Source organism: Streptomyces prasinopilosus (assembly GCF_001419695.1).
Taxonomy (GTDB): Bacteria; Actinomycetota; Actinomycetes; order Streptomycetales; family Streptomycetaceae; genus Streptomyces; species Streptomyces prasinopilosus.
The window spans coordinates 1-1409 of the sequence record NZ_LIRG01000862.1; the positions used below are offsets into that span (position 1 = coordinate 1).

The 1409-nt window shown below is 74.0% G+C and carries 2 protein-coding genes; one reads left to right on the forward strand and one right to left on the reverse strand.

Annotated features, from left to right (window positions below; all coding sequences use genetic code 11):
• Nucleotides 1–25 precede the first annotated feature (25 nt).
• Nucleotides 26–910, reverse strand: a complete 885-nt coding sequence (locus AOK18_RS27630; RefSeq protein ID WP_055571767.1) for a LysR family transcriptional regulator — start codon at nucleotides 908–910, stop codon at nucleotides 26–28.
• Between the two features lie 84 nt (nucleotides 911–994).
• Here AOK18_RS27630 and AOK18_RS27635 point away from each other — a divergent pair.
• On the forward strand, nucleotides 995–1409 hold a 415-nt coding region (locus AOK18_RS27635), incomplete at its 3' end, for a thiolase family protein (RefSeq protein WP_276205374.1).

Below are 1409 nucleotides of genomic sequence, written 5' to 3' on the forward strand. Positions count from 1 at the left end.
GGCCGGGGCCCCGGCCGCGTGCCCCTCAGTCGCGGACGCAGTCCTCGATCACCGAGGCGACCTGCTCGACCGCGGCCGGGACGCGGTGCGTGCGCCGGGCCAGCACCAGTTCGACCGTCTCGGGGTCGGCGAGCGGCACGTAGGTCACGCCGTCGAGGCTCAGGCTCCGCACCGACTGCGGCACGAGGGCCACGCCGTGTCCCGCCGCGACGAGGACCACCAGGGTGGCCGTCTCGCCGACCTCGAGGAGCGGGTCGGGCCGGAAACCGGCCCGCCGGCAGGCGGACAGGACCCGGTCGTACATCGAGGACCGGGACCGCGAGGGGTGGATGACGAACGGCTCGCCGGCCAGGTCCGCCAGCGGAACGCTCGTGCGGCCCGCCAGCCGGTGGTGGGACGGCAGCACGGCCACCAGCGGCTCGGACCGCAGCGGCGAGACCCGCACGCCCTCCCGCGGCGCCGCGCCCCGCAGGACGGCGAGGTCGAACACGCCCGCGAGCAGGCCCTCGACGAGCCGCGGGGTGAGGATCTCGCCCCGCAGCTCCAGGGTGACCCCGGGCAGCTTCGCGCGCACGGTGCGGGCGACCCGCGGCAGGACGTCGTAGGTGGCCGTGCCGATGAACCCGACGCAGACCCGGCCCGCCCGGCCGGTGGCCAGCTCCCGCATGTGGGCCCGCGCGCGCTCCTCCTCCGCGACGAGGGAGCGCGCGTAGTCGGTGAGGTGACGGCCGGCCTCGGTCGGTTCCACCCGCCGGGTGGACCGGTGGAACAGGGAGACGCCCAGCTCCCGCTCCAGCTGCTTGATCTGCTGGGAGAGGGCCGGCTGCGCCACGTGCAGGCGGGCGGCCGCCCGCCCGAAGTGGCACTCCTCGGCCAGGGCGAGGAAGTACCGGAGCTGACGGAGTTCCATGGACCCCAGTTTATAAGGGCCGCTTATGAATCGATGCGGACTAGGTCTTGGACATGATGAAGCGGGCGCTCGTACGGTGAGGGCGTGAGCGACAGCTACCTTTACGCAGCAGCAAGAACGCCCTTCGGAAAGTTCTCGGGCGCCCTCGCCGAGGTCAGGCCCGACGACCTCGCCGCGGTGGCTGTCACGGGGACCCTGGCCAAGACCCCCGCGCTCGACCCGGCGGAGATCGACGACGTCGTCTGGGGCAACGCCAACGGCGCGGGCGAGGACAACCGCAACGTCGGCCGGATGGCCGTCCTCCTCGCCGGACTGCCCACCTCGGTCCCCGCCACGACCGTCAACCGGCTGTGCGGGTCCTCCCTGGACGCCGCGATCATCGCCTCCCGCGCCATCGAGACCGGCGACGCGGACATCGTGCTCACCGGCGGCGTCGAGTCGATGACCAGGGCGCCCTGGGTCCTGCCCAAGCCCTCGCGCGCGTTCCCCGCGGGGGACG

Bases quoted from the DNA above. Each gene is read 5' to 3' on its own strand.
- AOK18_RS27630 (WP_055571767.1), bottom strand. From the start codon at position 910: ATGGAACTCCGTCAGCTCCGGTACTTCCTCGCCCTGGCCGAGGAGTGC.